The sequence below is a fragment of the Sulfuricurvum sp. PD_MW2 genome, from assembly GCF_002633015.1.
In the GTDB taxonomy this organism is placed as follows: domain Bacteria; phylum Campylobacterota; class Campylobacteria; order Campylobacterales; family Sulfurimonadaceae; genus Sulfuricurvum.
On the sequence record NZ_NSIU01000014.1, the window covers coordinates 1 to 24,476 of the forward strand.

Here is a 24,476-nt window from a genome sequence, read left to right on the forward strand (position 1 = left end):
AAAATTCGACAGAATTGATTTTTCCCCGATTATTAGTCCATAAAAGGAATATTTTGAACCTATTATCTGATGCTTCAAAAACTGAAATTTGAGGGAAACCTTCAAATCGAAAAAGATTTATTCGTAAATCATGAAGCGCTGAAAGAGCAATAGCACCTGCAATTTCACAACTTGAAATTTTTTCTTTTGGAAAATACATTACTCCCCCCCTTCTTTTCACTGTAACTTATTTTACAGAGACAATCCAATTACCACCTTTATTTTCAATATCATAATTATATCGGTGGTCATTACAATAAACGTGATACCCTTCACTTGTGAAAAATCTATTCATTCCATCTATGGAATCACAAGTGTATCCATTAGCCGAAATAAGTTCTTTTGCAGCTATTTTTTGAGCATCAGTTACTGTGACATCTGCTGGGGCATCTACTTCTGATGTTGCAGGTTTAACTTTATCATCACTTCCAGAACAAGATCTAATAAATATGACAATAACAATTAAAATGAATAAACTTGTAAAAATTACGGAAAAAGCTTCACCGCCTTTGCTGGCTTCATTTGTTTTAGGGGCAATGTTATCTTTCTTATTTAATTCAATTGTTGGTTCTTCTTCTTTCGGTTCTGATGTCGCTGGAGCACCACAGTGAGGGCAAGACAAAGCTTTGTCTGAAATTTCTTTTTCACATTCATAACACTTAATTAATGGCATTTAATAGTCCTTGTCTTTTATTATAAGGTATGATACATTAAGTGAAGGGAAAATTAGTTATTTCATTCCATTGGTAATGTTAATATATTCATTCGGTTGAATATAAGGTATTGCATTTTTAAATCCATTTCAGAGCTACTATCTAAAAAAATAAACCGACTATACGGGAAAGAAAGGGAGTCTATATTCCCCAACTTTTCAAAATTATAAACTCTTATTCTGTAGCTTAACCGTGTGTTGCACTTACTACTTGAATTGGCGTGTTGAATGGGAGGCGCTATAAAAATAACGTTGTTGCACTTGATTGTTGAATGGGCGGATTGTATTAGAAGGGATTGTTTTGTAAGGTGGTGGCTAATCTCGGAATCGAACCAAGGACACAATGATTTTCAGTCATTTGCTCTACCGACTGAGCTAATTAGCCACGTTTGTGAGGACGAAATTATAGCTATGTAAGCTTAAAAAGAAGCTTAAAGCTATAAAAGTCTTTATTTTGTTCTTTGCGCGAGGGTTTTGAAAAGATTTCCACGCTCTGCATAAGATGTAAATTGATCCAAACTTGCTGCCGCCGGTGAGAGCATTGCGATACTGTGTTCATCTAGACGTTGATCGATTGTAGCAACGGCAATATCCAAGGTATGACAAAGAGTGCAGGGGATACTATAGCGCTCACACAGTCCATTTAATCGCTCGGCATTGCTACCGATTGCATAAACCTCGACATCGTAAGATTTAAGAGGCGTAAAAAGCTCTTCAAGTTCTACCCCTTTATCATCTCCTCCGAGAATCAGATGAATCTTTTGGTTTGGATACGTACGTAAAGCTGCGAGGGTTGCATCGATATTGGTTGCTTTTGAATCGTTGATCCACAATCGTCCGCGAGAGTCTCGAACTTCTTCTTGGCGATGAGGATCGAGGATAAAGGCGTTGATTTTATCGTAATCGATACGATCATAGAGAATTTTGTCGATTCCCATCGCGATGAGGGCGTCCATCAAAAACGCCCCTTTGAATTTGACTCGGGAGGCATCGATCCCGAAATACTCTGCCAGATCATTTTCATCTTCATAAGGGATAACAAAAGCTTTCGTCGGCGTGTCGGCATACGCTTTTGGGAGGATAACAGCTTCTCCTTCCTTCATGGTTTCGAGGGGTTTGAGTTTGGCAGCAATGTATTCTTCCATACTCCCATGCCAGCTCACATGATCGGGCGTGATCGGAAGAAGTGCGTAGATATTAGGAGATGCAATTTTATTGTAATGCATACTGAAAGAACTCGTCTCCAAAATCCAAATTGGAGCTTCACCTGACATGTCTGCGAGGGGAGTACCGATGTTTCCGCCGCTGATCGCTCCCTTGTCGGCAAGGAGATGTTCAACCATTTGCGTTGTCGTTGTTTTGCCGTTCGTTCCGCTGATCCAGATTGAAAACGGGGTTTGCGAAGCAAAAAAATCATATTCGCTGATAAGATGTGTCGCATTTTGGATGAGGGGATGACTCGGAGGAAAACCGGGAGAGGGAATTTCATGTGTGAAAAGAGTGGTGTCAAATTCACTTGCCGGACGGATTATATTTCCCGCTTCATCAGTATAGGTTTGCGTTGTTTTATCATCGAAAAAAGTACAGGGACCAACTTTGTTAGCAATCGCTCGGGTCGTTTTGGCATACCCGAAGCAGGCGATGTTTTGATCTTTCATTAGCGAATCTTTAGTGTGATAAGAGCGAAGATATTGGATAACAAAGAGATAATCCAAAAACGGACGATGATTTTGTTCTCGGCCCATTGTTTCATTTCAAAATGGTGATGAATAGGTGCCATCAAAAAGACCCTCTTTTTGCGGAGCTTGTAGCTTCCGACCTGCAAGATAACCGAAACGGTTTCGATGACGAAGATAAGTCCGATGAGGATAAGAAGAATTTCGCTTTTTCCGATGATCGCTAAATAGGCGATAAAAGCACCGATCGTGAGTGAGCCGCTATCGCCCATGAATACTTGTGCCGGATGGCAGTTGTACCACAAAAAGCCCAGCAGTGATCCCATAAGAGCAGCAGCGATGATAACTACTTCCCCGGCAGGAATTTTCGGCATCAAAAGGTAGTGGGACAACGCAGCATTCCCTACGATATAGACGATAATACTAAGTGAGAGCAGAGCAAAGATAGAGGGGACTGTCGCAAGCCCGTCCAATCCATCGGTAAGATTGACGGCATTTGAGGTTGCAATCATCACAAACACCCAAAAAGCGACACTCCACCATCCCATATCAAAAAGGCTTGCTTTGATAAAGGGAACGTAAAAGCCGGTTTCGAGTTTGGCGTAGTGGATTAAGAAAATACCGATCGCAACACCGAAAACAAGTTGCAATGCCATTTTTGCGCGTGCACTGAGTCCGGCAAGGTTGTTTGCGCCCCGAATTTTTCCCCAGTCATCCGTAAAGCCGATATACGCATAAAAGATCAGTGTAAGAAGGCCGCCGATCACAAACGGGTTCATAATGTTAACGGTCAGCAAGGAAGCGATGATGGTAGAAACGATAAAAACGATCCCCCCCATCGTGGGTGTTTTGGCTTTTCCCTGATGAGCGCTAACATATTCGTTGATGGGCTGAACACGTGCGGAACGCTGTGCCCACGCAATAAAACGCGGCATAAAAAAGAGGGTGAGGAGCAAACCGATAAAAAACGAAACCCCGGCACGGAGGGTGATGTATTGAAATAGATTAATGCCGAGTGCTTTGTGAAACCAATATAACATCTATTAACTCTTTGTGATTAAATTTTGAAAGCAATGCAAAAGTGACATTTTAATATAATCCCCAAAAAGTTTGATTAATCGAAGGAGCCAATTTGAGTAAAAAAACCGTTTTGGTCATCACAGACGGCATCGGTTATTCGCCGAAATGCGATTTTAACGCTTTTCATAAGGCTAAAAAGCCCACCTATGAGCGTTTATTTAAAGAGGTTCCTCATTCTCTGATCGATACCTTTGGCTTGAGCGTGGGACTTCCTGAAGGGCAAATGGGGAACTCTGAAGTGGGACATATGTCTATTGGAAGCGGCCGTGTCTTGTACCAAGATTTGGTGAAAATTTCACTTGCTCTTGCCGAAGGAAAATTTGCCGATAACGATGTTTTTTCAGCATTGATGAAAACCAGCAAGCGAATCCATCTTATCGGTTTGATGAGTGATGGAGGAGTCCATTCTCATATCGATCATATCATGGGAGTTGCGGAGATCGCTGCCGATGAGGGCAAAGAGGTATGGCTTCACTTGATTACTGACGGTCGGGACGTCGCCCCGACATCAGCAAAACTGTTTTTACATACGATCGATGCGCACACATCAGAGAATATTAAAATTGCCTCGATCGGAGGACGGTTTTATGCGATGGATAGAGATAATCGATGGGACCGTGTTCAAAGCGGTTATAACGCTATCGTCAATGCCACTCCTAAGAGTGAGCAAAGCGTTGCAGACTATATTGAAAATGCGTACGCCGCGGGTGAAACCGATGAGTTTATCACCCCGAGCGCCTTTGAAGGATATGAAGGGATTAAAGAGGGTGATGCCGTTTTAATGCTTAATTTCCGAAGCGACCGCATGCGTGAGTTGACTACAGCCATCGGAGACAAAAACTTTAGCGGATTTAGCCGAGCGTTTGTACCAACGCATCTTGCAACGATGACGCAGTATGACAAAAGCTTTCCTTATCCGGTACTGTTTCCAAAAGACGCACCGATCAATACACTCTCCGAAGTGATCTCAAAAGCAGGACTTCGACAGCTTCATACGGCTGAGACGGAGAAATATGCGCATGTCACCTTCTTTTTTAACGGCGGTATCGAAGAGCCCTATGAAAATGAGACGCGCGTATTAATCCCAAGTCCGCAAGTCAAAACCTACGATATGCAGCCGCAGATGTCTGCACCTGACGTAGGAGACGCGGTTCTCAAAGCGCTCGATGAAGGGTACGATTTTGTCGTGGTCAATTTCGCCAACGGCGATATGGTTGGGCATACCGGTAATTTTGATGCTGCAATCAAAGCGGTCGAAGCGGTTGATTATGAGCTGGGACGAATTGTAGAATCGGCAAAACGTAACGGTTATTCTATGGTACTTACTTCGGATCACGGAAACTGCGAAGAGATGCGTGATGATGCTGGAAATGTTCTAACCAACCACACAGTTGGAAAAGTATGGTGTTTTGTAATGGCGGATGGAGTGAATGAAGTTCACCCGGGTGCACTTAATAATGTTGCCCCAACTGTTCTAAAACTCATGGAACTTGATATTCCGTCCGAGATGGACACACCACTTATATAAAGGATAATGATGAAATTCACAGGCAAAAATGTATTGGTAACAGGTTCGAGCCGAGGTATCGGCGCGGAAGTGGCAAAAGTATTGGCAGGTTATGGGTTAAAAGTATGGATCAACTACCGAAGCGGTGCAGCGGCAGCCGATGCCGTGAAAGCTGAAATTGAATCTGCAGGCGGTCAAGCGGCAGTGATCGGATTTGACGTTGCTGATGAAGCAGCGTTTGTCGATGCGATCAAAACGATTGTCGATGCAGATGGAGAACTTTCGTATTTGGTCAATAATGCAGGAATTACGAAAGACGGCTTAGCGCTTCGTATGAAGAGTGATGATTTTATGGCGGTGATCAATGCAAATCTGCTTTCTGCATTCGTCGGATGCCGCGAAGCGTTTAAAAGCATGCGCAAACAAAAGTTTGGTGCAATTGTGAACATTGCTTCTATTGTAGGTGAAACCGGTAATGCAGGGCAAACGAATTATGCGGCTTCCAAAGGGGGCGTTATCGCTATGACGAAAAGTTTCGCACAAGAGGCTGCATCAAGCGGTATCCGTTACAATACTGTTACTCCGGGATTTATCGCTACGGATATGACGGATGTACTCAGTGAAGAGATTAAAGCTTCATTTACCTCTAAAATTCCGATGGGGCGTTTTGGAAACCCGAGTGAAGTAGCTGAAGCGACCGCTTTCTTGCTTAGTGATCATGCAAGTTATATCACGGGAGAGACTTTAAAAGTCAACGGCGGGATGTTTATGTAACTTCTCCAAAAGAGCGCAATTTGCCTCTTAAGGTAAATATGGTATAATTTGCCGATTTTATTCATAGGAACAGGAGCTATTATGGCACTTTTGGAAGATATTAAAGAAGTAGTGGTTGAGCAATTAAGCGTTAACCCGGATGAAGTAAAAGCGGATTCTAGATTCGTTGAAGATCTTGGCGCTGACAGTCTTGACGTTGTTGAATTGGTAATGGCTCTTGAAGAGAAATTCGACATCGAAATTCCTGATGATCAAGCGGAAAAAATTGCAACTGTTCAAGATGTAATCAACTACATCGAAAGCAAAAACTAAAAACGATTATCGAGGGGCTCCTCGATAAACAAATTTACTAAATGGTCTAAAGTATTGGCTTAGCGGAGCCAAAGTTTCAGACCATCACGATCAGGAGAGAATGTGAGAAGAGTAGTAGTAACCGGAATGGGAATGATCAATGCGCTTGGTCACGATAAAGAGAGCTCATTTAAAGCAATTTGTGAAGGTGAGTGCGGGATTGATATGATTACAATTTTTGATGCATCTGCTCAAAGTGCTCAAATTGCCGGTGAAGTTAAAAATTTTGATCCAGAGACTGTTATGGATCCAAAAGAGGTCAAAAAAGCGGACCGTTTTATTCATCTTGGGATTAAAGCAGCTCAAGAAGCGATGGCAGATGCGAATTTCCCGGAAGATTTTGATAAAGAGCGCTTCGGAATCGATGCCGCATCGGGAATCGGCGGTCTTCCTCTAATCGAAAAAAATTCGATTATCTTGGAAACAAAAGGGCCGCGTCGTATTTCTCCATTCTTTATTCCTGGTGCATTGGTTAATATGCTCGGAGGATTTATCACTATTGATCACGGTTTGCTAGGACCGAATCTTTCAGCAGTAACTGCATGTGCTGCGGGTACACACGCGATCAGTGAAGCGGCAAAAACAATCATAACAAACGGTGCGGATCAAATGTTGGTGGTTGCGGCTGAATCAGCGATTACAGGTGTTGGAATCGGTGGATTTGCATCGATGAAAGCACTTTCAACGCGCAATGAAGATCCAAAACATGCATCGCGTCCGTTTGATGCGGAACGTGACGGATTCGTAATGGGAGAAGGTGCTGCTGCGCTGGTTCTTGAAGAGTATGAGAGCGCTGTAGCGCGTGGTGCACGTATTTATGCAGAAGTGATCGGATTTGGTGAGAGCGGCGATGCAAATCACATTACGACTCCTAGTTTGGAAGGGCCACTTCGTGCAATGAAAGCAGCTCTCAAAATGGCAGGTAATCCAAAAGTAGATTATGTAAATGCACACGGTACAAGTACACCTACCAACGATAAAAATGAGACTGCAGCACTGAAAATTGCATTCGGTGGAAAAGAGAATTGTCCTCCGGTGAGCTCAACAAAAGGTCAAACAGGTCACTGTCTTGGAGCAGCCGGCGGTATCGAAGCTGTCATCAGTATTATGGCTATGCGTGATGGTATCATCCCTCCAACCATCAACTATGTTAACCCGGATGAAAATTGTGATTTGGATATCGTTCCGAATGCTGCACGTAAAGCAGAACTCAATATTGTTATGTCTAACTCATTTGGATTTGGCGGCACAAACGGTGTCGTTATTTTCAAAAAAATATAAGAGGGCAAGCCTTTGGCTACCTATTTAGATTTTGAACAAAACATCCGTCAAATTCAAGAGGAGATCATATCTGCAGAAGTGCGTTATGATCATCATGCAGTAGAGATACTCAAGCAGGATTTGGCAAAAGAGGTTGAAAAAACCTATTCAAATCTCTCTCCGTATCAAGAGTTACAGTTGGCTCGACACGCTGATCGTCCGTATGCTTTAGACTATATCAATCTTTTGTTGGACAAAAAATATGAGATTCATGGAGATCGCCATTTCCGTGATGATCTCTCTATCATCTGTTATCTTGGCACTATCGGTGAAGAGCGTGTTATGGTTATCGGTGAACAAAAAGGGCGTGGAACAAAAAATAAGCTCAAGCGGAATTTTGGTATGCCGCATCCTGAAGGGTATCGAAAAGCTCTTCGCGCTGCAAAAATGGCGGAAAAATTCAATATCCCGGTATTGATGCTCATTGACACTCCGGGCGCCTATCCGGGATTGGGTGCCGAAGAACGCAATCAAAGTGAAGCAATTGCCCGTAATCTTCTCGAGCTTTCGAACCTGAATACAATTACTGTATCGGTCGTAATCGGTGAAGGGGGAAGCGGAGGAGCATTGGCTATCGGTGTTGCTGATCGCCTCGCAATGATGCGTTACTCTGTTTTCAGTGTTATCTCTCCGGAAGGGTGTTCTGCGATTTTGTGGAATGATCCCTCAAAAGTAGAAGCAGCGACAAAAGCACTTAAAATTACTTCATCCGATTTAAAAGAGCTTGATTTGATCGACGATGTTGTTGATGAACCACTGATCGGTGCCCACCGTGATAAAGAAGGTGCCGCAATCGCGCTAAAAACCTATTTTATGAACTCTGTCAATGAGCTGAAAACATTGAGTGATGCAGAGCGTCTCGAAAAACGCTATAACCGTCTTGTGGGGATGGGACGATTTTCTGAATAAGAAAATCATTCTTATCCCTCTGTAGTAGACCCTTCTATCTTCTCTTCTTTTTTCACTTTTGGCCGTTTCAACCGTTTTGCCTCTTTAGAAAATGCAATAAGTTCTTCAGTATTTTTGATGGTTTCAGGAATAATGGCTAGAGTGCGTTTGAGAAGCTTTGTGGTTGTAATAGCATCTGAGAGAGCTCTATGATGAGTTGCATCTTTATAAAGCTCTAGTGCCTCATTAAGATACGCAAGCCCGTAGCGTTCAGATTCGATTGTACGTTCAGCTAGATCTATCGTGCATAACGAACGGTTCAGAAGACGTGAAAGACCGACCCGCTCCATCATTGCGGAGACAAAATTATAGTCAAATTTAGCATCATGACCGACAAATACGGCATCCCCCAAAAAGAGGCGGAATTCTCGCATCACTTTCGATAATCCGGGAGCTTTGAGGGTTTGATCGGGTGTGATTCCGGTGATTTCCTGGATTTGATCTGAGATTTCAGTGCAATAAACAAGGCTTTCAAACGTATCAAGAATCTGTCCGTTTTGCATTTTGACGGCACCGATTTCGATAATCTGGTGATGAGAGGGTTTAGATCCGTTAGATTCGATATCAACGATGCAAAACAACGTATTGTTGACAGAAGTTACGGCACTTTCAAATGTATAGTGATCGTTATCCAGGATGATATTTGCACCCTGAGCTTTTAAGAGTTCACGTTCCGTCTCATCTGCGATGGATTCAAATTCGTCTTTAGGGATACCGTTTTTAGCAAGACGAAGGACTATTTTTTGATCAAGCAAACTCACATTTTTGCCTTTGTGATGAAAGAAAGCACTTTTTGATGATCTTTTTTCCCTTTAGACACTTCAACTCCGCTGCTAACGTCGACACCGTAAAATCCGTAAGATTTCAGTGATGCAACGTTATCGGGATCGAGGCCACCGGCAAGGATGATTTTTGAGCAATCGATCCCTTCAAACCACTCTATATTGAGTCGTTTTCCACTTCCTCCGTAGCCTTCACAATAAGCATCAACCAAACGGTATTCATTACAGAATGCCAAAATATCTTCTTGCTTTTGAGCACGAATAACGCGTAAAGAGGGAAAACGGATCTGATCAATAAAATGATCGTCAACGTCAAAATGTATTTGTGCCAGAGTACATCCGGTCTCTAAACAGACAGATCGGATTGTTTCAGGAGTCTCATTCACAAAAAGAGCCACTTTTTCAACAAACGGGGGGAGTTTCGAAATAATATGTTTGACATTTTCAGGAGTGATATAGCGAGGAGAATCAGGATAAAAAACAAATCCGAGTGCATCGGCACCCGCATCGATAGCTTGAAGTGCGTCATTGAGATTGGTAATTCCGCAGATTTTTACCCGCATCGTTAGATTTTTAAACTTTCGATCGCAGCTTTATAGTCTTCTTGTCCAAAAACATAGCTTCCTGCAACACATACATCAACACCGGCGTCTTTGAGAAGTTGAATATTGGAGTTTCCGACACCACCGTCGATTTCAATCAGACAATTCGGATTAATGCGATCACGAAGTATTTTTAGGCGGCGAATTTTTTCAATAACAGTCGGGATGAATTTTTGTCCACCAAAACCAGGATTGACGGACATGACCAAAACCATGTCTACATCACCAAGAAGGTATTCAACCGCTTCCGCAGGAGTATGGGGGTTTAGAACAATACCGGGTTTTATCCCTAGCGATCGAATATAATGGACAAGACGGTGAGGATGCTTTTCTTCTTCGATGTGAAAGGTGATGTATTCTGGTTTGAGCGGAGCGAAAAGATCAACAAAAAAAGTATTGTTTTGTACCATAAGGTGTATATCCAGAGGCTTGGTAGCAGCACGTGCAATCGAACTTACGACAACCGGTCCGATAGTCAGATTAGGAACAAAGTGTCCATCCATAACGTCAACATGGACTAAATCGCATCCTGCGTCACAAATTGCACGAACATCGTGCGCTAAATTCCCAAAATCGGCGGAAAGGACGCTTGGAGCGACTAACATCGGTATACCTTATGTAATATTTGTCGTATTTTAGCAAAAAAGTTTTGCATGGAGCTTTTATTCTTAATAGTGTTAAAATTACCGAGTTAGAAAAAAGGTAAAATGACTTCCTTCAAAACTAAGATCAACTTGAACCCCTTTTTTATTTTGGGCCATTTCAAGTAACGAGTTAACATCAGAATAGGTACGCGGCAACGTAATATCGACGCGGTTCTTTTTCTCTCCCAAAATCGTTTTGGCACGCCCCCCGATAATATTAACAAACTCGGCCAACGAGTCAAGGATTGCTTCTTCATTCTCTGTTTCTTCGCCAATCAGTAATTCACACGCTTTTTTAGCAACCGTTTTTGGAAAGATTAAAATGATCATCCCATCCAAATCTCCATAAAAACCGATGGAACTGGCATACTGATTTTGGCTATCTTTGACTTCAAGCGTCTGTATGTTCATAGACTCTTTAGCCGCTTTTGCATTCGTCATCATAACCAGAGTTGATACGGTAGCATCGATAAATCCGGGAAGTTCGTTAATAAGCCCTTTGGTAAGGGATCGAGTCTTTTTCGAAGCTGTGGCACTACTTCCGCCAAGCTCTTGAAGAAGCTCTTTATTTTTTAGAATATCTTCCATTTGATCGAAAAAGAGCATACCGGCATCTTCAAGATCATTTTTGAACGTGATAGGCGTTTTATCAAATGTCAATCCGACAAAACAGATGGTGGCATTGTATTCTGCAGCGGATGAAGCGAGTTTCGTGAAGAAATTCAATGCATGTACGTTCATCGATACGACTTTATACGCATCGAAAATAAAAAGACGAAATCCGACGTTCAAAGAGTTGTTATGATAGGCGATATTGAAGGTATTTCCGATTTCCGCATCCAAGAAATTACCAATCGTATAAATAATGGCATTCCCGGTTACACGTGTTGCTACTTTTTGACCGAATAATCCTAAATAGGTATCCTCGACAATCGCATAATAGAGATCAGGGTTTTGTTTTTTTTCTTCAAACTCTTTTTTGCTTTGGACGATAATGGGGTTGTGCCCATAATCAAACAGCTCAATCGCCATAGCCGAACGTTGAGACGGATCTTCATTATAAAGCAAAATAGTTTTTGGGTCACTTTTGTTTGTTGCGACAAAGAGTTCTGCAATTTTTTCGGTACGAAACAATGAGAAATTGAGATTACTGCCGTAAAAAATCTGAATAGTTTTGAATTTCGCGGAATCGTAATCACATAAACCGACCGCAATATGTTTTTGATTTCGCATATTAATCAACATACGGATAAAAACATCAAGACCGTTTTTATTGAAAAAAATAACCTTTTTGAGCGATACCAAAAGCATATCGATGTTAAGCGATTCGGTTGCTCTGATATCGTCTATTGTTAAAAATGAAGGGGCGTTGTTTCCATCTAAAAACCCTTGCGGGTGGAAAACGGCGACTCGTCCTTTAACCGTTGCACGCATCGTACTCTACCACCTGCATAAAAGATTCATAAATATCTTGAACAAAATCAATTTTAAATTCGATAAACTCGTTCAAACCGGCACTCACATAGGTGCTTTGACTGAGTTCAAAAAAGAGAAGAAGATGCATCCATTGTGCTAGTACGTTCTCTGTAGGGTTTAGATTATGATCATTACCTGAGGATGCGTGCACAACGCGGCTAACTGTTTCAGGAAGTTCCCATTTTTTTGCTATTTCATTACAAATATCGAATAGGCTTAATTGGCATAATCGAAAAAGTATCGTATTGTAATCGAGCGATTTAACCGACTTTAACTGTTCTACTTCATGTTTATGAGTACCAAAGAGTGCGTCACAAACGATAATACTTGCAGGTAAAAGGGTAATGGCACTTTCGTTATCATGGTTGAGCAATCCAAGATGGGAGAGAATTTTCGTCCATTTATTGCTTAGTGATGCTTGCAAATCATAAAATGCATGATGATCCAATTCAAAAAGATCCCATTTTTTTGGCACTAAAACACTCATAAGATAATTATAGAGAATCTGTTGAGCTGTCGAAACTCCTAAAATGCCGAATATCTGAGGCAGATCGGTAACTTCGTTCCGAAAGCCGTATACTGGGCGGTTCACTAGGGTTTTGAGATAGAGTTTGAGTGCAGGATCTTCTTCTGCACATTTTGCCGCTTTGGTTAAATCACCTGCTCTCGTAAAATCGAGAGTTTGTTTTACTATTGAAGGAGCAGGGGGGATGTTTTGTATATAATGTACGATTTCATCTTTGGTCACCACGCGTAACAGTATCCCATCTTAAATTTTTTTTAGTGTTAAACAGTTCTAATTGTAATGGGGGTTAGATTAAAGAAGCCTTTTATCGAGGTGATAGTATTGATTAAGGTAAACTTTGGGTTAAATAAGATAAAATTCGCAACTAAAATTTACGCAAGGAGCCTCAAAATGGCAAGAAAATGTGCTATTAGCGGTAAAGGCCCAATGAGCGGGAACAACGTTTCTCACGCGAAAAACAGAACTAAACGCCGTTTTTTACCTAACCTTCGTACTGTTCGTGTAACACTTGAAGACGGTACAACTAAAAAACTGAAAATTGCTGCTTCTGAGCTTCGTACTCTTAAAAAAGATTCGTAATCTCCCGCGTGGTCCCCACGCATCTAGGGAGTTCGCTCCCATCCTTTAAAATCCCTCAATTTAATTTTTTACATTGGTAACTCTGTTTATAATAAACCAAATATTTATTACCCTTTTTGTATTAGGAGTATTTCATTATGTATAGCATAAAGTCTATTGATGGCGGTGTTTGTGCTGCGTCAGGTTTTTTTGCCGATGGTATCCATATCGGATTAAAAAAAGAGGGAGCGAAAGATCTCGCTTTTATCTATTCGGAAAAACCATGCGCGATTGCATCGGTATTTACTACCAATAAAATGACAGCGGCTCCGATTCGACATTTTCGCGCACAAGGGGAGTTTGAAGGCAACTTTGTCTTGATCAACTCAAAAAATGCGAATGCCATGACAGGGCGTGCGGGAATTGATGATATCGATGAGGTGCTGGATGCTCTTAAAGCAAAGTTTCCTCAAATCCAAAATCCCGTTATGAGTTCGACGGGGGTGATCGGTGTACGGCTTCCAAAGGCCAAGATTGTTGAGGGGGCGATGCAGTTTGATCTCTCTCACCGTGAGGGGATCAATGCTTCTGAAGCGATAATGACGACCGATACGTTTGCAAAACGTATCGCGTATGAAGTGACGCTATCGGATGGGAAAACATTTCGTATCGGGGCTATGGCCAAGGGGGCAGGGATGATCAATCCTGCAATGGCGACGATGCTTTGTTTTATTACGACCGATGCGGCAGTTGATAAAGCAACGATGCAAAATATCCTTGATGAGTGTGTCCATACGACATTTAATGCGGCGAGTGTCGATGGAGACACCTCGACCAACGATACCGTTTTAGTCATGGCGAATTCTCTCTCGGGTACGTTCCATGCAGGAGCGTTCAAAGAGGCTTTGGAATCGATCATGCTCTTTTTGGCAAAAGAGATGGTTCGTGACGGTGAGGGGGCGACAAAGCTTGTAACCTACAAAGTTACCGGAGCGATCAATCACAAAGAAGCTGAAATTGCCGCAAAAGCATTGAGTAACTCATTGTTGGTCAAAACGGCACTTTTCGGGCAAGACCCGAACTGGGGACGGATCGCATCGACGGTGGGTGCGAGCGGAGTCATGTGTGATGAAGCATTTCTCAGTATCTGGTTTGATGATATCTGCGTTTACAAAAAAGGGGAGCTTCTCTTTGATGAAAAGCTTGAACCGCTTGCGGCAGCTGTGATGCAAAAATCAGTTTTTACGATTCACTGCGATATCGGATTGCAAGATGGCGAATTCACCGCGTACGGATGTGATTTGGGGCATGAATACGTCAAAATCAACGCCGATTATCGGACGTAGTATTATTTCGTACTAAGCCTCCTCTTGCTATAATCGCGTTAATTTATGCTCAACAGGAAGACTAATGCGCGGTTATAAAATTTTCAGCGGTTCAGCGTGTACCGAATTTGCCTCAGAGGTGTGCAAAACCCTCGATGTCCCTCTCTCAAAAGCGTCGGTAAAACGATTCAGCGATGGTGAGATTAACGTTCAAATCTCCGAGAGTGTCCGTGGACGCGATGTGTTTATTATCCAAAGTACAGGTGCCCCGTCAAATGATAATTTGATGGAATTGTTGATTATGACCGATGCTCTTCGCCGCTCATCTGCTAATTCGATTACAGCTGTCGTTCCGTATTTCGGTTATGCACGACAAGACCGTAAAGCTGCTCCACGTGTTCCGATTACGGCCAAATTGGTTGCCGATATGTTTGAAACCGCGGGGATTGATCGTGTTGTTACGATCGATTTACATGCGGGACAAATCCAAGGATTCTTCGATATCCCGGTAGACAACCTCTATGGTGCAATCATTTTCCAAGAATACATCACCTCAAAAAATCTTCCTAACCCGATTATTGCTTCTCCTGACATTGGGGGAGTCGCACGTGCTCGATATTTTGCAGAAAAACTGGGCCTTGAGATGGTTATCGTCGATAAGCGTCGTGAAAAAGCGAATGAATCCGAAGTGATGAATATCATTGGTGATGTGACCGGTAAAGACGTTATTATGATCGACGATATGGTCGATACTGCTGGAACGATGGTTAAAGCAGCCGCCGCACTCAAAAAACGGGGAGCTGCATCGGTCATGGCGTGTGCAACGCACGGTGTTCTTAGCGGGAAAGCGTTTGAGAACATCAACAACGGTGAGCTTGATGAACTTGTGATTTCGAATACATTGACTCTCGGGGGTCAAAGTGACAAGATCAAAGTTCTCAGCGTAGCACCGCTTTTTGCCGAAGTGATTCGCCGTGTGTATCATAATGAAAGTGTCAACAGTCTGTTTTCATAACCATGGATACGACCAAGGAACAAAGTCCCTTGGTCTACGCTAGCCGCTTGGGCTACTGAAGCTTGCCTCCTAAGGAGGCAGAAAATTAACAGGGATCAATAGCTTGGACAACATCCGAAACTTTTCAATTATCGCCCATATCGACCACGGTAAAAGTACGTTAGCCGATCGTATCATCCAAGAGTGCGGTTCCGTCTCTGAACGTGAGATGACTAAGCAAATGATGGATACGATGGACATCGAACAAGAACGCGGAATCACCATTAAAGCGCAAAGTGTCCGTTTGGACTACGTCAAAGATGGCAAACACTATGTCCTCAATTTGATTGATACTCCGGGCCACGTCGATTTTAGTTATGAGGTTTCTAAATCGCTTGCATCTTCTGATGGTGCACTATTGATCGTGGATGCGGCGCAAGGGGTTGAAGCGCAAACTATTGCCAACGTCTATTTGGCGATGGAAAATGATCTCACCCTCATTCCCGTCATCAACAAAATCGATCTCCCAGCAGCAGAACCTGAGCGGGTAGCTGAGGAGATCGAGACGACCATCGGGATCGATGCAACCGATGCGATGTTGATCTCTGCTAAAACGGGGATTGGTATCCGAGCACTCATCGATGCAATTGTCGATCGTATCCCTGCACCAAAAGGGAATCCGGAGGGGACAACCAAAGCGATTATTTACGATTCATGGTTTGATTCGTATTTGGGGGCATTAGCACTGGTGCGCGTGTTTGACGGTGAGATCAAAATGGGACAAATGGTTCAGCTGATGCATAACGGTGAAAAGCATCAAGTGCTTGATCTTATGTATCCTCACCCGTTACGCCGTCAAAAAACACAAGCGATCAAAGCCGGAGAGATCGGGATCGTCGTTTTGGGTCTCAAAGATGTCGGAAGTATCCGCGTCGGCGATACGATCACCGATGCCCGTAATCCCGCGAAAGAACCGGTGGCGGAGTACGCACCGGCAAAACCGTTCGTTTTCGCGGGGCTTTATCCGATCGATACCGATCAATTTGAAGATTTGCGTGATGCACTCGATAAAATGAAGCTCAATGACAGCAGTCTCAGCTATGAGCCTGAAACCTCTGTAGCATTGGGATTTGGTTTCCGTGTCGGTTTTTTGGGGATGCTTCATATGGAGGTTATCAAAGAGCGGTTGGAACGTGAGTTCAATCTCGATTTGATTGCTACCGCTCCTTCGGTTGTCTATAAGGTCTATCTAACGGATGGGACAATGGTTGAAGTACAAAATCCGAGCGAACTCCCTGAGCCGCAAAAGATCGACCGTATTGAAGAACCTTACGTCAAAGCGACCGTCATCACTCCGGTGGACTATTTGGGGAATATTATTACCTTGCTCACCAAAAAACGCGGGATGCAGGATAAGATGGATTATCTGAATGAAACCCGAGTTATGCTCGAATATTCTTTGCCGATGAACGAAATCGTCGTCGATTTCTATGATAAACTCAAATCGATCTCCAAAGGGTATGCAAGCTTTGACTATGAACCGATCGAATTTCGTCAGGGTGATTTGGTGAAACTTGATGTTCGTGTCGCAGGAGATGTTGTTGATGCACTCAGCATTATCGTTCCGCGTTCCGCAGCCGAATATCGTGGACGTGAACTTACCAAAAACATGAAAGAGATTGTACCGAGACAGCTTTTTGAAGTGGCAATCCAAGCATCGATCGGAAATCGTGTTATTGCCCGTGAGACGGTAAAATCGATGGGTAAAAACGTCACTGCGAAATGTTACGGAGGGGATATATCCCGTAAACGAAAACTCCTCGACAAACAAAAAGAGGGTAAAAAACGGATGAAGGCGATCGGGAAGGTGAATCTTCCTCAAGAAGCGTTTATGTCCGTCCTCAAAATGGACTGATATGCGCTGCATGATGTGCGAGCGCTTCAGCCTCTCACACATCTGCTCCGTATGTCAAGAATCACTGCTCACTCCAATTCTTTATAAACGCACCATTTTCGGCTCTATTCCGGTTTACTCATTTTTCTCTTATGAAGAAATTGAACCGTTGCTACTCACCAAGCATACCGATATCGGGTATTACATCTATTCGATTTTAGCCAAGCGGTCATTGGAGTCATTTGCACGAGAGTGGCAGTACAAAAATACCGTTGCCTCTATCGGTATCGACGATCATTCCGCAAGCGGTTACTCCCATACGGCGGTATTGAACCGTGCATTGAAATCTCATAATATACGTCCTCAGTATGGAAAACTTCGTGCGCAAAACCAGCATAAATATGCGGGCAAAAGTATCGAAGAGCGGTTGATGAATCCACGTAACTTTAGGTATCAAGAATTTGATCAACAGGAAGTAATTTTGGTTGATGACATTGTGACTACGGGAACAACGCTCAGTGAAGCTGCCGAGATGCTTCATCACCATGGAAAAAAAGTGATACTCTGTCTCACTCTTACCGACGCAAAGAACCGCTAGGGAGTGTTTTGAGCAGATCGCGCAACATCCGCTCATTCGTTGTTGTGTTAGCAATTTCCATCCGGTTCAAATCCGATCTGAACAACATCTTATAATGAACCCCATCTTTAGAGAGATCGGCATTGATCGTTGCATCAAAATGGATAAGCGGCTGGCTAATGTGATAGTGTTGTTTGAAGATGTTCGGAATACTCGAGCCTTTGATAACGTTGATCTGCATTTTGCCCTGGGTCGCATTGAGTTCAGCATAGGCAGAAAGTTCACCTTTGATCGGAGATGGAAGGGCAAAAAGGGTAAAAGTTTGTTCGGCATCGGCATGTTTGAGATCAAAAATAAGCGATGAGGGTTCGAGGGCAGGCATATCCACAGCAAGCGTTGCTATCCCCCCTGCGAGATCGGATGTTGAGTGTAAGCGTAAGCGTTTTTCATCCCCTTTAAGTGTGGCGTGAAATTTCGATTTTCCCCCTAAAGGGATACCGACGAATTGTTCTAAAATTGCTGTATCCGAGAGTAGAAGATCTACCGTAATATCACTTTTAAAGGGACGAACACGACCATTTGGATCGGAAAGCAGCGATTTAAGTGTAGTGGAGTCGTTGGAGTCTTCAGCGATAGGAAGATGTTTAAAATGGGATGTTTTTGATTGCAATTGAATGTTTCCGCTCACATCACGTCGATCAAACCCTTTGAGTGCAATAAGACCTGTGAGGGTTGTGTCGGTTTCGCATGGATAATGAAGCAACTGCATCAATGGCTCATACGCGATGTCGGTCAATTGCATATCGACCGTAGAGAGTGAAAATCGGCGAAGCTCAAGGTTGTAAATCATACGACCGTTCAAAAGTATAGCATTTCCGTGAATGTTAAAGGAGGCAATCCCTCCGCTGAGAGAACCTTCGGTTTTGAACGGTTTTTCGAGCGGATTGAATCCCCCGTATTGAAATCCTTCTACACGGTAATGGGCATACATTCGTAGTGTAAGGAGTGAAAATCCCCCTTGTGTCGAGAGAGTATTGCCAATATTATCTTGAAACAAGAGATGAAAACGGTTGCGGGTGAGGACAAACTCTTGGACGGTTATCGGAGTATTGAGTGAACTGCTGAGCGATTTCTCGATGAGAGGGGTGAGTAGACGATTTCCCCATAGGGTAAAAAGGAGCAGATAGAATGCGATAAGTGTTCCAAAAAAAATCAGAACGACTTTTCCGTAGCGTGTGCGATGAAGGGTGCGTATACGTTTCATAGCAATGCCAAAATCCAGGGTGTACCGATCAGGATAAAGATGCAAAAGGTTAGCAGCGTCACAGCACCGCCGTAGATGTAAATATCACGTGCGCTGATGTATCCGCTGCTCAGATAAATGGCATTGCACGAAGAGCCCTGAGGGGTAAGGGTGGCATTGAAATTGGTGGCAAACAACAGCATCATCGCCATTAACTCTCCCGGTACCCCCGCTTGTACACCGACAGAGAGGAAAATACCAAACAAGGCGAGAAGATGCGCGCTTTGGGAGACAAAGAGATAGTGGATCAAGACGTAGATTGCTATCAACATCGCATAGACTACTCCCCATGAAAATCCGTTTAGGTACTGCGTGAAGTGTTCAGCAATCGTATTCATAAACCCTTGTTCTGCGAGTTGTGTCGAGAGTCCAAAAAGGATGGCAAACCAAATGAGGGTACTGAGTGCTTCCCCTTGGCTTCTAAAATCCTCAATCCCGAAGACTTTGGTTGCCATCAAAATTCCCAAACCACCGAACGCAACGGCCGCTTTATCGATAGGGAACAGTCCTGAAAGTGCCCAGAGGGTGAGCATGGAGATAAATACAGCGGCGGTGATCCACTCATTACGACTGATCGCTCCCATGTGCTCTAGTGCAGCTGCGGCATTTTTAGGGGCATCGGGTGTCTCTTTGAGTTCAGGGGGATAAATGCGATAGAGCATCCATGGAATGAGGGCAAAGGCGATCAGTGTCGGGACAATCGCACACATCAGCCAGCTTCCAAACGTGATATGAATCCCCATCTTCTGTGCAATCCCCACGCCGATCGGATTGACCGCCATCGCAGTGAGCCACAGTCCAGAAGAGATTGTGAGACCTGCCATAGAGGTTATCATCAAATAACTGCCTGCTTTGCGCTGGGTATTATCGCCCACTTTGGAACCGCAGTCATGGGCGAGACCGTAGATGATCGGATAGAGTACACCTGAGCGGGCAGTATTGCTCGGAAATGCAGGAGCGATTAGTATGTCGGTGGCGATAACGCTGTATCCCAACCCCAATGTTGAATGTCCGAAACGACGAATGATATGGAGGGATAGCCGTTTTCCAAGCCCCGATTTATGAACGGCATGGGAGACCAAAAAAGCCGCAACGATCAGGAGAATAAAACTTTCGGAAAATCCCGCGTACGCTTTGGCAGGTTCGATGACTCCGCTCAAAATACTGACGGCTAGGGCGATAATGGCAGCCGCGATAATAGGGAGAATATTGAACAAAATAGAAATAATGGTGGTAATGAATATGGTAAAAAGATGCCAGGTAGAGAGATTGATAGATAGAGGAGGATTGATGCTCCACATACTCAACGCAAAAATTACGAGCACGATAACACGCAGTGCAATCCTCATAAAATCTCCATTTTTAATGGATATTATAGCACGAACGGGATAGAGTTTTATTGTTGATATACATAGACTCAACTATTTTGAATAAAAAAATTCATATACCTATTGACAACATATGACTCAATGCATTATAATAACATCAGATTTCAACAAAGGAGTCTTTAGAAATCATGTCAACTGAAGTTAACGAAGAAGTAATCAGTGAAGAGCAACTTACTCAAAACGAGGGGGAAGAAGCGGTAGCTGAGAGCCTGAATGAATTAGAAACTATCCAAGCCGAACTCGCATCGTTCAAGGACAAATATGCCCGTGTTCATGCTGATTTCGACAATATCAAAAAACGGCTTGAGCGTGAGAAATACCAAGCGCTCGAATACGCAAATGAAAAGTTTGCAAAAGATTTGATCCCGGTTGTCGATTCTTTGGGAATGGCAATCGGTGCTGCAGAGATTGATGCTGAGCCGTCTGTGTTGTTAGAGAAACTTAAAGAGGGTGTTGAACTCACGATGAAACAGCTCCTCGGAGTTCTTGAAAAACACGGTGTTACAGCCGTGGATGAGACAGAGGCGTTTGATCCGAATATTCATAATGCCGTGCAGCGTGTGGATTCACCGGATCACGAAAGCGGAGCTATCGTCAATACCTTCCAAAAAGGGTATCGTTATAAAGAGCGAACCTTGCGCGATGCAATGGTTGTAATCGCTAATTAAAGTGCATTTGGGCTTTTACTGCCGAGGTAAAACCCAGTGTTAACGTAGCTTAAGGGGCTTTGCTCCTAGAGTGTTTAAAAAAATAAAAATAAAGGAATTATTATGTCAAAAGTTATTGGTATCGATTTAGGAACGACTAACTCATGTGTTGCTGTCTACGAAGGCGGCGAAGCAAAAATCATCCCGAATAAAGAGGGAAAAAATACTACTCCATCCGTTGTTGCATTTACGGATAAAGGTGAAATCCTTGTAGGTGACCCGGCAAAACGCCAAGCGATCACGAATCCGGATAAAACAATCTATTCGGTTAAACGTATCATGGGTCTCATGATGAACGAAGAAAAAGCGAAAGAAGCGCACGACAAAGTTACCTACAAAATCGTGGATAAAAACGGTATGGCCGCGGTTGACGTAGCGGGTAAAGTGTACACGCCGCAAGAGATCTCTGCTAAAATCCTCTCTAAACTCAAAGCGGATGCAGAATCTTATCTTGGTCAAGCAGTAACCGATGCGGTTATCACTGTACCTGCGTATTTCAATGACGCACAGCGTAAAGCGACCAAAGAGGCGGGAACTATCGCGGGTCTTAACGTTTTACGTATCATCAATGAGCCGACAGCATCTGCATTGGCGTACGGTTTGGATTCAAAAGGGGATGAAAAAGTTCTTGTTTACGATCTCGGGGGCGGAACATTCGACGTTACGGTTCTTGAAATCAGTGAAGGAACTTTCGAAGTTCTTTCAACCGATGGGAATGCGTTCCTTGGTGGAGATGATTTCGATAACAAAATCGTAGATTTCTTGGCATCTGAGTTCAAATCCGACCATGGAATTGATTTGAAAGCCGACAAAATGGCACTTCAACGTCTTAAAGACGCGGCTGAAAATGCAAAAAAAGAGCTCTCTTCTGCTGAAGAAACAGAGATCAACCTTCCGTTTATCACAGCAGATGCGACAGGTCCAAAACACTTGGTTGTAAAACTGACTCGTGCAAAATTTGAAGGGATGATCGATACGCTTGTACAAGAGACAATCAGCCACATCAAAACGGCGATGAAAGATGCGGGACTTAGCAAAAACGAGATCAATGAGATTATCATGGTCGGTGGTTCAACGCGTCTTCCGATCGCACAAAAAATGGTTTCCGATGAGTTTGGCGGTAAAACGCTAAACAAAGGGGTAAATCCGGATGAGGTAGTAGCAGCCGGTGCAGCGATTCAAGGCGGGGTTCTACGCGGAGATGTTAAAGACGTTCTTTTGCTTGACGTTACACCGTTGTCCCTTGGTATCGAAACACTTGGTGGTATCGCAACAAAAATCATCGAAAAAGGGACTACAATCCCGGTTAAAAAATCGCAAGTATTCTCAACAGCCGAAGATAACCAACCTGCGGTTTCTATCTCAGTTGTACAAGGTGAGCGCGAGTTCGCCCGCGATAACAAATCGCTCGGTCTTTTCGAATTGAACGGTATTCCGGCAGCACCACGCGGTGTACCTCAAATCGAGGTAACATTCGACATTGATGCTAACGGTATCTTGACCGTTAGCTCAACCGATAAAGGGACGGGTAAATCACAATCGATCACTATCTCTGGAAGTTCAGGACTCTCAGAAGAAGAGATCAACAAAATGGTTCAAGATGCGGAAAACCACAAAGCAGAAGATGCAAAACGCAAAGAGATCGTAGATCTTCGCAACCAAGCGGATGCGTTGGCGAGCCAAACCGAAAAATCGCTCAAAGAGATGGAAGATAAAATCGATGCTTCCGAAAAAGCAGCGATCGAATCGGCTCTCGAAGAGCTCAAAGCGGTATTGAAAAATACCGATGCAAGCAAAGAAGAGATCGAAGCGGCTACGAAAAAATTGGCAGATGCAAGCCACAAAATGGCAGAGCAAATGTACAAACAAAATGAAGGCGGTGAAGCCGCTTCTTCATCAGCGAAAAAAGATGACGACGTCATTGACGCAGAAATCGAATAATTCTCCATCCTTTCTTGCCCCGCACGGGGCATCCCTTAACTCCTCCAAGTTTTTTTCATTCTCTAACTCCTCCTTTGTTATAATGTTCTTAATTAAAAGGGAACTATCATGGAACAATTTTTAGAAAAAGCAAAATCAGCCAGCCGTATTTTGGCAACGATGAGCGGTAATGAACGCAATCGAATCTTACGTGAAATGGCTCAATCGCTACGTGCCAATACCATGAATATCATTGAAGCCAATGCGATTGACATGAAAAAAGCGGATGAGGAGAACCTCTCCTCGTCGCTAAAAGATCGCTTAATGCTCGATGAAAAGCGGATTGATGCTATGGCTGTGGCAATTGAAGAGATTGCAGCGCTCAAAGATCCGGTCGGTAAAGTGCTCGAAGGTTGGATCACCGAAACGGGGCTTAAAATCGAAAAAGTGAGTATCCCTATCGGGATGATTGGAATCATTTATGAGTCGCGTCCGAACGTTACCTCCGATACGGCGGCATTGTGTTTTAAAAGCTCGAACGGATGTATTTTGAAAGGGGGAAAAGAAGCAGAGCATTCCAATAAAATCATTGCTGATGTGCTGCAGCAAGTGTTGATACGCAACGATCTGCCAAAAGAGTTGATCTCTCTTCTGCCTGATTCAAGTAGAGAAGGGGTAGCAAAACTGATCAAAATGGATAAATATGTCGATTTGATCGTTCCTCGCGGCGGTGAGGCATTGATCCGGTTTGTAAGCCAAAACGCGAGCGTTCCTGTGGTAAAACACGATAAAGGGCAATGTCATCTTTATATCGATAAAGATGCAAACATTGAAGATGCTCTAAAAATTGCAATCAATGCAAAAGTACAGCGACCATCGGCATGTAATGCCATTGAGACATTACTGGTGGATGAAAGTATCGCTGCGAGTGTCCTCCCTTTGTTTAAAGCAGTATTTGATCGAGAACACACTCAGCTCAAAGGGTGTCCGTTAACGCGTGAAATCATCGAAGTGCCACAGGCAAGCGATGAAGATTTCGATACCGAATATTTGGCCAATATCCTCAATATACGTGTTGTTGACGGAGTTGACGGAGCGATCAGTCACATCGTCCGTTACGGGTCAGGGCACTCTGAATCGATCATTACCGAAAATATTACGACGGCAGAGCGTTTCATGGAGAGTATAGATGCAGCGGCGGTTTACGTCAATGCATCGACCCGTTTTACGGATGGAGGTGAATTCGGATTTGGTGCGGAGGTGGGTATCAGTACTAACAAACTCCATGCAAGAGGGCCGATGGGTGTGGAGGGGTTAACAACCTATAAATACAAAGTGTATGGAAAAGGCCAAGTCCGTTGAATGGTATTTTA

General features: G+C 43.4%; 24 protein-coding genes and 1 tRNA gene. 13 read left to right on the forward strand and 12 right to left on the reverse strand.

Annotated elements, in window-relative coordinates:
• The 5 genes from CJD30_RS07440 to mraY form a co-directional block, all read right to left on the reverse strand.
• Positions 1–199 (reverse strand): hypothetical protein (locus tag CJD30_RS07440; protein WP_294917959.1); only part of this gene is annotated, 199 nt, incomplete at its 3' end.
• Positions 200–226: 27 nt separating this feature from the next.
• Positions 227–712 carry a hypothetical protein gene (locus CJD30_RS07445; protein ID WP_294917961.1) on the reverse strand — a complete coding sequence of 162 codons (486 nt, stop codon included), beginning with the start codon at positions 710–712 and terminating at the stop codon, positions 227–229.
• Between the two features lie 348 nt (positions 713–1,060).
• A tRNA-Phe gene (locus tag CJD30_RS07450) sits at positions 1,061–1,136 on the reverse strand.
• Positions 1,137–1,200: 64 nt separating this feature from the next.
• Entirely contained in the window at positions 1,201–2,409 is a 1,209-nt protein-coding gene (gene murD / locus CJD30_RS07455) for a UDP-N-acetylmuramoyl-L-alanine--D-glutamate ligase (RefSeq protein ID WP_294918052.1), read from the reverse strand.
• The gene (gene mraY / locus CJD30_RS07460; protein ID WP_294917962.1) at positions 2,409–3,467 is read right to left on the reverse strand and encodes a phospho-N-acetylmuramoyl-pentapeptide-transferase; all 1,059 of its coding nucleotides are present in this window, start codon (positions 3,465–3,467) and stop codon (positions 2,409–2,411) included. The genes murD and mraY overlap by 1 nt, the downstream gene beginning before the upstream one ends.
• A gap of 92 nt (positions 3,468–3,559) precedes the next feature.
• Here mraY and gpmI point away from each other — a divergent pair, with 92 nt between their 5' ends.
• From gpmI to accA, 5 genes are all read left to right on the forward strand, one after another.
• Entirely contained in the window at positions 3,560–5,035 is a 1,476-nt protein-coding gene (gene gpmI, locus CJD30_RS07465; protein WP_294917964.1) for a 2,3-bisphosphoglycerate-independent phosphoglycerate mutase, read from the forward strand.
• A gap of 9 nt (positions 5,036–5,044) precedes the next feature.
• Complete coding sequence (fabG, locus tag CJD30_RS07470; RefSeq protein ID WP_294917967.1) at positions 5,045–5,788, forward strand: 3-oxoacyl-ACP reductase FabG; 744 nt, start codon at positions 5,045–5,047, stop codon at positions 5,786–5,788.
• Positions 5,789–5,869: 81 nt separating this feature from the next.
• Positions 5,870–6,100: an acyl carrier protein gene (acpP, locus tag CJD30_RS07475; protein WP_294917969.1), complete on the forward strand. Its 231-nt coding sequence runs from the start codon at positions 5,870–5,872 to the stop codon at positions 6,098–6,100.
• A gap of 102 nt (positions 6,101–6,202) precedes the next feature.
• Positions 6,203–7,420, forward strand: a complete 1,218-nt coding sequence (locus CJD30_RS07480; RefSeq protein ID WP_294917971.1) for a beta-ketoacyl-ACP synthase II — start codon at positions 6,203–6,205, stop codon at positions 7,418–7,420.
• Positions 7,421–7,432: 12 nt separating this feature from the next.
• Positions 7,433–8,368 carry an acetyl-CoA carboxylase carboxyl transferase subunit alpha gene (gene accA, locus CJD30_RS07485; RefSeq protein ID WP_294917973.1) on the forward strand — a complete coding sequence of 312 codons (936 nt, stop codon included), beginning with the start codon at positions 7,433–7,435 and terminating at the stop codon, positions 8,366–8,368.
• An 11-nt stretch (positions 8,369–8,379) separates the two neighbouring features.
• Here the strand turns inward: accA and CJD30_RS07490 are convergent, their stop codons facing one another.
• The 5 genes from CJD30_RS07490 to CJD30_RS07510 form a co-directional block, all read right to left on the reverse strand.
• Positions 8,380–9,168, reverse strand: a complete 789-nt coding sequence (locus CJD30_RS07490; protein WP_294917975.1) for a 3'-5' exonuclease — start codon at positions 9,166–9,168, stop codon at positions 8,380–8,382.
• Complete coding sequence (locus CJD30_RS07495; protein ID WP_294917977.1) at positions 9,165–9,752, reverse strand: phosphoribosylanthranilate isomerase; 588 nt, start codon at positions 9,750–9,752, stop codon at positions 9,165–9,167. The genes CJD30_RS07490 and CJD30_RS07495 overlap by 4 nt, the downstream gene beginning before the upstream one ends.
• 2 nt (positions 9,753–9,754) lie before the next feature.
• Complete coding sequence (rpe, locus tag CJD30_RS07500) at positions 9,755–10,396, reverse strand: ribulose-phosphate 3-epimerase (protein WP_294917979.1); 642 nt, start codon at positions 10,394–10,396, stop codon at positions 9,755–9,757.
• 78 nt (positions 10,397–10,474) lie between these two features.
• Positions 10,475–11,869, reverse strand: a complete 1,395-nt coding sequence (locus CJD30_RS07505) for a chemotaxis protein CheX (protein WP_294917980.1) — start codon at positions 11,867–11,869, stop codon at positions 10,475–10,477.
• Positions 11,853–12,662 carry an HDOD domain-containing protein gene (locus CJD30_RS07510; RefSeq protein ID WP_294917982.1) on the reverse strand — a complete coding sequence of 270 codons (810 nt, stop codon included), beginning with the start codon at positions 12,660–12,662 and terminating at the stop codon, positions 11,853–11,855. The genes CJD30_RS07505 and CJD30_RS07510 overlap by 17 nt, the downstream gene beginning before the upstream one ends.
• A 165-nt stretch (positions 12,663–12,827) precedes the next feature.
• Between CJD30_RS07510 and rpmB the strand changes: the two genes are divergently transcribed.
• The 5 genes from rpmB (at position 12,828) to CJD30_RS07535 (ending at position 17,806) form a co-directional block, all read left to right on the forward strand.
• Positions 12,828–13,016 carry a 50S ribosomal protein L28 gene (gene rpmB, locus CJD30_RS07515; protein ID WP_013459236.1) on the forward strand — a complete coding sequence of 63 codons (189 nt, stop codon included), beginning with the start codon at positions 12,828–12,830 and terminating at the stop codon, positions 13,014–13,016.
• Positions 13,017–13,153: 137 nt separating this feature from the next.
• The gene (gene argJ, locus CJD30_RS07520) at positions 13,154–14,341 is read left to right on the forward strand and encodes a bifunctional glutamate N-acetyltransferase/amino-acid acetyltransferase ArgJ (RefSeq protein ID WP_294917984.1); all 1,188 of its coding nucleotides are present in this window, start codon (positions 13,154–13,156) and stop codon (positions 14,339–14,341) included.
• 64 nt (positions 14,342–14,405) lie between these two features.
• Positions 14,406–15,335 carry a ribose-phosphate pyrophosphokinase gene (locus CJD30_RS07525; protein ID WP_294917986.1) on the forward strand — a complete coding sequence of 310 codons (930 nt, stop codon included), beginning with the start codon at positions 14,406–14,408 and terminating at the stop codon, positions 15,333–15,335.
• A gap of 103 nt (positions 15,336–15,438) precedes the next feature.
• Positions 15,439–17,229 carry a translation elongation factor 4 gene (gene lepA / locus CJD30_RS07530; RefSeq protein WP_294917988.1) on the forward strand — a complete coding sequence of 597 codons (1,791 nt, stop codon included), beginning with the start codon at positions 15,439–15,441 and terminating at the stop codon, positions 17,227–17,229.
• Position 17,230: 1 nt separating this feature from the next.
• Complete coding sequence (locus CJD30_RS07535; protein WP_294917990.1) at positions 17,231–17,806, forward strand: phosphoribosyltransferase family protein; 576 nt, start codon at positions 17,231–17,233, stop codon at positions 17,804–17,806.
• Here the strand turns inward: CJD30_RS07535 and CJD30_RS07540 are convergent.
• Both CJD30_RS07540 and CJD30_RS07545 read right to left on the reverse strand, forming a co-directional pair.
• Complete coding sequence (locus CJD30_RS07540; protein WP_294917992.1) at positions 17,784–19,049, reverse strand: hypothetical protein; 1,266 nt, start codon at positions 19,047–19,049, stop codon at positions 17,784–17,786. The genes CJD30_RS07535 and CJD30_RS07540 overlap by 23 nt on opposite strands.
• Complete coding sequence (locus CJD30_RS07545; protein ID WP_294917994.1) at positions 19,046–20,437, reverse strand: DASS family sodium-coupled anion symporter; 1,392 nt, start codon at positions 20,435–20,437, stop codon at positions 19,046–19,048. Before CJD30_RS07545 ends, CJD30_RS07540 begins: the two co-directional genes overlap by 4 nt.
• Positions 20,438–20,604: 167 nt before the next feature.
• Between CJD30_RS07545 and grpE the strand changes: the two genes are divergently transcribed.
• The 3 genes from grpE to CJD30_RS07560 all read left to right on the forward strand — a co-directional run bounded on the left by grpE (position 20,605) and on the right by CJD30_RS07560 (position 24,465).
• Positions 20,605–21,144 (forward strand): nucleotide exchange factor GrpE, encoded by a 540-nt coding sequence (gene grpE, locus CJD30_RS07550; protein WP_294917996.1) that lies wholly within the window; start codon positions 20,605–20,607, stop codon positions 21,142–21,144.
• A 102-nt stretch (positions 21,145–21,246) separates the two neighbouring features.
• Positions 21,247–23,124: a molecular chaperone DnaK gene (dnaK, locus tag CJD30_RS07555; protein ID WP_294917998.1), complete on the forward strand. Its 1,878-nt coding sequence runs from the start codon at positions 21,247–21,249 to the stop codon at positions 23,122–23,124.
• Between the two features lie 108 nt (positions 23,125–23,232).
• A complete protein-coding gene (locus tag CJD30_RS07560) occupies positions 23,233–24,465 on the forward strand; it encodes a glutamate-5-semialdehyde dehydrogenase (protein ID WP_294918000.1) in 1,233 nt (410 codons plus the stop codon).
• Positions 24,466–24,476 lie beyond the last annotated feature (11 nt).